This is a genomic window from Paracoccus sp. (in: a-proteobacteria) (assembly GCF_032007265.1).
GTDB lineage: Bacteria > Pseudomonadota > Alphaproteobacteria > Rhodobacterales > Rhodobacteraceae > Paracoccus.
Genome location: NZ_DALZMB010000166.1, coordinates 1 through 5,753, shown reverse-complemented (window position 1 = coordinate 5,753; position 5,753 = coordinate 1). Strand labels below are relative to the sequence as shown.

The 5,753-nt window shown below is 59.9% G+C and carries 13 protein-coding genes; 5 read left to right on the top strand and 8 right to left on the bottom strand.

Annotated elements, in window-relative coordinates; translation table 11 throughout:
* Positions 1–67: 67 nt before the first annotated feature.
* From dnaN to RTS12_RS19845, 8 genes are all read right to left on the bottom strand, one after another.
* Positions 68–1,225 (bottom strand): DNA polymerase III subunit beta, encoded by a 1,158-nt coding sequence (gene dnaN / locus RTS12_RS19880; RefSeq protein ID WP_312531751.1) that lies wholly within the window; start codon positions 1,223–1,225, stop codon positions 68–70.
* Complete coding sequence (locus RTS12_RS19875; protein ID WP_312531749.1) at positions 1,222–1,728, bottom strand: hypothetical protein; 507 nt, start codon at positions 1,726–1,728, stop codon at positions 1,222–1,224. The genes dnaN and RTS12_RS19875 overlap by 4 nt, the downstream gene beginning before the upstream one ends.
* Positions 1,728–2,117, bottom strand: coding sequence for a DUF2312 domain-containing protein (locus RTS12_RS19870; protein WP_312531746.1), 390 nt, complete (start codon positions 2,115–2,117; stop codon positions 1,728–1,730). The genes RTS12_RS19875 and RTS12_RS19870 overlap by 1 nt, the downstream gene beginning before the upstream one ends.
* A 64-nt stretch (positions 2,118–2,181) precedes the next feature.
* Positions 2,182–2,385, bottom strand: coding sequence for a hypothetical protein (locus tag RTS12_RS19865; protein WP_312531744.1), 204 nt, complete (start codon positions 2,383–2,385; stop codon positions 2,182–2,184).
* Positions 2,386–2,513: 128 nt separating this feature from the next.
* Positions 2,514–2,684: a hypothetical protein gene (locus RTS12_RS19860; RefSeq protein WP_312531741.1), complete on the bottom strand. Its 171-nt coding sequence runs from the start codon at positions 2,682–2,684 to the stop codon at positions 2,514–2,516.
* Complete coding sequence (locus RTS12_RS19855) at positions 2,684–2,884, bottom strand: hypothetical protein (protein WP_312531738.1); 201 nt, start codon at positions 2,882–2,884, stop codon at positions 2,684–2,686. Before RTS12_RS19855 ends, RTS12_RS19860 begins: the two co-directional genes overlap by 1 nt.
* Positions 2,881–3,213 (bottom strand): hypothetical protein, encoded by a 333-nt coding sequence (locus RTS12_RS19850; RefSeq protein WP_312531736.1) that lies wholly within the window; start codon positions 3,211–3,213, stop codon positions 2,881–2,883. Before RTS12_RS19850 ends, RTS12_RS19855 begins: the two co-directional genes overlap by 4 nt.
* A gap of 316 nt (positions 3,214–3,529) precedes the next feature.
* The gene (locus RTS12_RS19845) at positions 3,530–3,913 is read right to left on the bottom strand and encodes a helix-turn-helix transcriptional regulator (RefSeq protein ID WP_312531734.1); all 384 of its coding nucleotides are present in this window, start codon (positions 3,911–3,913) and stop codon (positions 3,530–3,532) included.
* A gap of 68 nt (positions 3,914–3,981) precedes the next feature.
* On the opposite strand from RTS12_RS19845, the gene RTS12_RS20850 reads away from it, so the two are divergent.
* The 5 genes from RTS12_RS20850 to RTS12_RS19825 form a co-directional block, all read left to right on the top strand.
* A complete protein-coding gene (locus tag RTS12_RS20850; RefSeq protein ID WP_409455722.1) occupies positions 3,982–4,218 on the top strand; it encodes a carph-isopro domain-containing protein in 237 nt (78 codons plus the stop codon).
* A gap of 80 nt (positions 4,219–4,298) precedes the next feature.
* Positions 4,299–4,568, top strand: a complete 270-nt coding sequence (locus RTS12_RS19840) for a hypothetical protein (protein WP_312531731.1) — start codon at positions 4,299–4,301, stop codon at positions 4,566–4,568.
* Positions 4,568–4,723 carry a hypothetical protein gene (locus tag RTS12_RS19835; protein ID WP_312531728.1) on the top strand — a complete coding sequence of 52 codons (156 nt, stop codon included), beginning with the start codon at positions 4,568–4,570 and terminating at the stop codon, positions 4,721–4,723. Before RTS12_RS19840 ends, RTS12_RS19835 begins: the two co-directional genes overlap by 1 nt.
* A gap of 82 nt (positions 4,724–4,805) precedes the next feature.
* Complete coding sequence (locus tag RTS12_RS19830) at positions 4,806–5,342, top strand: class I SAM-dependent methyltransferase (protein WP_312531726.1); 537 nt, start codon at positions 4,806–4,808, stop codon at positions 5,340–5,342.
* The coding region (locus RTS12_RS19825; RefSeq protein WP_312531724.1) for a hypothetical protein at positions 5,339–5,753 on the top strand (415 nt) is incomplete at its 3' end. The genes RTS12_RS19830 and RTS12_RS19825, both read left to right, overlap by 4 nt.

Here is a 5,753-nt window from a genome sequence, read left to right as displayed (position 1 = left end):
GCCCTGCTCGGGTGGTCGCTCTGGATCAGCACAATGCCGCGATGGGTGATGGGATTGTGGCCCAGCATTAGGTCACCCGCATCGGCATGATGACCCCGGTGAAGTCCGGGTCTTCGGAATGGATGATTGCCGCATCACCGCTGCCGTTGATTTGCATCCGAATGGTGCCGTGGTGCTGGGTGAAGTCGCGCAGGTAGCGAATGTTGAAGCCAATACTGATATCGCCCTCCGCCTCGATCGGCAGAGACGCTTCCAGACCGTCACTGGGAATTGAAATCGAGAGCGTCTTCGCGGGCAGGTCCAGCTTTGCTGCGTTGCCGTTATGGCTCTCAATGGCGGACGGGATGCGCCGGAATAGGGCTGGTGCCAAAACGGCGCGGCCTTTGAAGTTGTCGCGATCAGGTTTTGGCACGACGCGGTTGTAATCCGGAAAGGTGCCGTCAATCGTCTTGGTGGTCAGCGTCCAGCCATCGCCCTCAAACTTCATGCGGGGATTCGTCCAGCCTGTCACCGTGATCTCTTTATCGCCGGATTGCGACAGCAGGGCGCCGAGAGCCGTGACGGCGTGCTTCGGCAGGATCTGCGCCGCGAGCGGCCAATCCTGATCGGATCGGGACATTGCGAGGCGGTGGCCGTCCGTCGCGACCCCGGTCAACTTGCCGGCGGCCGCATGCAGATAGATGCCATTCAGATAATAGCGGGTCTCTTCGGTCGAGATGCAATGACGGCAGGTGTCCAGCACCTTGCGCAGTGCCCCTTCCGCCATGGTGATGGCCTCATGGTCAGCGGTCATCTCGGCCATGACCGGCCAATCCTCGATCGGGATCAGCTGGCGGCGCTTGATGGTGAGCGGGCCGATCTGGATGGATAGAACGTCGCCGAATGCATCTGCAGGTTCGCGCTGGATGGTGACGGTCTCGGCTGCCTCTGCGCCGCGAAGTAATGCCGAGAACTGGCGCGCCTCGATCGTGAAGCTGCCGAATTTTGCTACGCATTCCGCAGGGCAATCGACCGAGAGCAAGCGATCGAGATCCGTGCCGCAGACGGTGATCTTGCCCGCCGCAGGATGAATGGCGAGGCAGGCAAGCGCGGGAATGTGGTTTCGGTTCTCGACCACGCTTGCGGCCAAGGAAACCGCGCGGCGCAGATCTGCGACCTTGCAGCGGATCACGGTGGCAGAAGCCGCAGGCGCGACCTCGGCAACGATATCGGAAAGGGCGTTCATGCGACACCACCTTCCTTGTCGGATGGGATGCGCTCGGCCTTCCCACACTCGGTGAAAATCTGCGGAAGACAGGTCCCGCCGCCAGCCAGGCGCGTCTTAACCTGCCATTGCCGGATGGTTTGGCGCATGGCGGTTTCGAGGGCCGCCAGCTCTAGGCCGCTATAGTTGGTCAGAAATCCATCGTGATCTTCGCCTGCAAGGTCTTCGAAATGCTCCTCGACCGCTTCGTCGAACCGCTCCATATTGAAGGCGGCGGCAAGGTCGATTTCGTCCTGGCGTGCTTGGATGATGTAAAACCCGGCACCGTCATCATAGTCGCGACGACCAATCTGAATGGCCTCATCGCGGGCGGGTGCGCAGGCGCCAAACGACTCTTCATCTCGCCCGACCCACCAAAGTTCCTCACGGCGCTTGAGCGGCGGTTGACCCTCCATGTCAGCGGCATATTTTTCGCGGGCTGCTGTGCGCTCGGCTTCAAGTTTGGCGCTATAATCATTAGCCATCAGATCATCCCCATTGCGGATTTGTAGATTTCGAGCACGGCCTCTTCCTCGGCCACGGTTTCCGGGTCACGCTTGCGGATCGCGACAATCTTGCGCAGGGCTTTGGCGTCAAAGCCCCGGCCCTTGCTCTCGGCGTAGACCTCTTTGATCTGCTCGGAGATGTCGCGCTTCTCGGCTTCCAGATGCTCGATGCGCTCAACGAACTGGCGCAGCTCATCTGCGGTCACAGAATAGTGGTTGTCGCTCTGCTGCCGGTCCTCGGCCGTTTCCTTCACGGGTGGTGCCCTGCGGCGCTTGCGGTCGGCGCTGCGCATGATTTCGGCACCGCTACTTCCGGTCGGAGGCGGAAGCCGGTCGGGCATGCCGTCGAAGCTGTTTTGAATGTGCATGTTTCGTCCCTCGCATCGCTGGCTCTCGGGATGCCGGCCCGCGCTGGGACCGGTCACCGGAGGGTCAGGAAGCTTTTTCGCTGACAAGAATGAGTCGCTTGGCGGAGATCCACTGCGCTTCGTGAAATTCAGGGCCTGGGCTTGCTGGTTGGATCAGGTATTGCGCGTCCCCGTGCAGGTAGACGACATGGCCTACAATCGTGCCGGTGAAACCGGTGACGGTGTCCACGGCTTTCTGGCCGAGCTGATATTCGTGTTTCTCAGGCATGAGATTTCCTTGCGTGAGGATTGCCCGGAGCCGCCGGGCGCGGGTCTGTGGGGAAGGTGCCCCTGATGGGCGGCGGCCATCAGGGGCTTCGCGTCGATCGGTTCCTGGTCCCGAGCGGCGGAACTGGGTCAGGCCGGATTGCTCGGGCCGAAATCAGCATGCAGCGCAGTGATGATGGTGGTGGCAATACGGTGCGCGGTGTCAGCATCCAGAACTTCGACGGCAACACGGACGATGTAGAGCCCGGTCACGCTGTCCACGATCCAGCCGTGTCTCGATACACGGAACCGAGCAACCATCACGGCATCTCCTCGACCAGCTGTTCGGTTGGGGTGGTGAGTGCCGCGACGATGTCGCTGCCCAGCTTGGTGTTGCTGATCTCCGGAACCTCGACCAAAACCCGACGCAACAGATTTTCTGAGATCAGAGTTCGCGGCATCAGGGTCGGCAGCTGTGCTGCGAAGCTCGGGCCCATGATCAGGTTTTCGGTATCCCTCATGGCGCGGCCCTTTCGGCCAGCGCTTCCCAGCCGTGGACGCGGGCCTCGGCAGCAGTCGGGGCCACAAAGTCGCGAAGCTCGGGCCAATCGAAAGCGCCAGCGATGATGTGCCAGATCACAATCACAAGCACCGCAAGCGCTACGCCGCCAAGGGCCATCACCAAAGTGCTGGGGCCACTGGGCGCTGTGCTCGACTGCAAGGGGAAGGTGCGCGCGGCCCGCGGGCTGCGCAGGGTCTCAGCGCGAGAGATGTCGCGAAGGTCGGCGCGGGCTGAAGCGCGCGGCGCAGTGTCCAAGTCGGTCACGGACAGGACGGTGGGAATGTGCATGTGCAGGCTCCATCCGGAAGGTTCGGGATGAAGTTAATGTCTGCAAAATGCCGACTGTAGTCAACTGCAAAATGCAGACACTCTAATCGAACGTTTTTTTGATTTGGTCTCGGCTTGATCTAGGGGTGCAGATTTTTGTCGGCTAATTGCAGCTTTTCTTGGTTCAAGGCGTGCGCTGTTTCTGATGTGCAGCTGGTGCAATCTTGGGTGGACACATTGGCGGCAACTCGCCTAACGTGAGTGGAGTTCGTGAAATGTTCTGCGGAGGATGGGGTGACTGGGGATGAGTTGTTGGAGCGCGCAAGCCGTCTAAGTGTCAGGCGTCGAAATCTTCTGTCGGCCTATCTTGATTTGCTGCTTCAGCTGCCTCAAGCTCTTCCAGAAACTCACGAACCATCCGCTGCCGGTGCGAAGAAAGCTTTTCATAGCGAAGCCTTAGATTGAGGTTGTCGTCTGGTTCTTTGCTTTCACCTGGGATTGCAAGGCTGAGAACTTCCTCGCTTGGCACACCTCGTGCGGCAAGTACTCGCGCCACCTCTGCTGCAAAGTCCGCAGGGAGGTATGGGCGTTTGTAGCGAGCTTCATAGTGCTCGTATTTGCCCTTCGGGATTCCTAGTTCCTCGGCCATCTCTCTAATTGAGAGTTTTGCTTTCTCGCGTAGTTCGCGGAGTCGGAGGGCGGCGTGGCTGACTATTTTCATGATAGCTTTTTCGCATAATCGTCAGTCAAGCGTCTGTCGGCAAATTGCTGTTGACTACTGTCTGCAAAATGCGGCAGTTTGTCGGCATGACATACGTTGTAAAAATTGTTCAGGCATTCGGAGGGGTCAGGCCTATGGCCCGCGCCCTTCGTATGCCGCATGCGACTATTCATAGCTGGAGTGTGCGCGGCTCCATTCCGGACGCCCACAAGGGGAAGGTCCTGGGTGCTGCAAATATCCTTGGCCTTCGTCTCGAGAAGTCTGATTTCTTTCCTTCCGATCAAACTCCCGAGGATGCGGCATGAGCCTTCGCCCTGCCGCATCCTCTCTTCGTTCTGATGATCGTCCTTCTGCACGAGGACACAACAGCACAGGACCTTCTGAAATGTCTTTCCGAAAATGCGGCGGCGAAGAGGCCGAGCGTGTCTGGTTCGCTGGTCTGTTGTGGCGGGCTTTTCCTGAGGCGCAGTCTGAGAACGAGTTGGCGGAACTGGCGGCCGATGTGCTGACCTCGGACAGCCGACCGGTGACCTCGCGCACGGTGCGCAATTGGCTGCGCCGCGAGAACGCCCCGCATTTTCGCTACGTGCTGAAGGTGATCGCGCTGGTTGGTGCCGAGACCATTTTCCAGATCATTGATCCGGAGGTGCACTGATGCGGATCCTCTGGCGCATGGCCCAACGCTATTACGAGGCCCGTCATCGGCGGGCCGCCCGCGTGGCTGAGCAATCGGCTGCGGATGCCGATTGGTTCAAAGGCCAGTCCGAAAAGTTTTTCAAACGCATCAAGGGCGCGCGGCGGGACTTGTGACCGCCGCTGCCTTCGGGCGTTTCGCCCCGCAATTTTAACAAGGTGCGCGAATGCGCAAGGGACAGATGAAAGGTGTTCAGTGATGGGGAAGCGCTCCAGTTTCGAACGCATTGAGCGAGATTTCTACCCGACCCCGCCTGAGGCTGTAGCGCCATTGCTGCCCCATCTCGGGTTTGGTGACAGCTTCATTGAACCCTGCGCGGGCGATATGGCACTGGTCAACACCTTGGAAGAGGCGGGCATGTCATGCCGTTTCGAGGGGGATATTGAACCTCGGCATTCCGATGTGCGCCGGTTGGACGCCCTCTCGGATGATCTGGCTGCCTGGGCCGATGGCGTGGACTACATCATCACCAATCCGCCCTGGCGACGCGATGTGCTGCATCCGATGATCCACCACTTTGCAAGGATACGCCCGACCTGGTTGCTGTTCGATGCGGACTGGATGCACACGGTTCAGTCAGCGGAATTCATGCCGCTGTGCCGCAAGATCGTCTCAGTGGGCCGGGTCAAATGGTTTCCCGAGTCCCAGATGACGGGCAAAGACAATTGCTGCTGGTACCTCTTCGATGCGCGCACCTATGGCCTTGTTCAGTTCTTCGGGAGGAAGGCGGCATGAGCGCCAGATCCGATTTAGTGCCGCATGGAACCGCGCGTGGCTATCTGCGTCACCGTTGTCGTTGTGCCGAGTGCCGGGCTGCAGAAACGCAGCGACAACGGGAATGGCGACAACGCCATCGCGCGGGCAAGGTCAAACATCGCGGAGCCCTCCCCAGCTGTGTCCCGGTTCGTATCAGGGGTGTCGATTATCCGTCGATCTCGGTCGCGGCGGCTGCGCTCGGCGTTGGTCCCGCTTCAATCAGCGGCATGCTGCGTATGCGGGGCCATGCCGATGGCGCAGGTCTTGGGGCGAATGCGCCGCGTCCACTGACGTTGCATCGCTCGAAGCCAATCGAAATCCATGGCCGTGTGTTCCCGTCGATCTCGGCGGCAGTGCGATACCTCAGCGTGGGTCGTTCGCAAATGAACC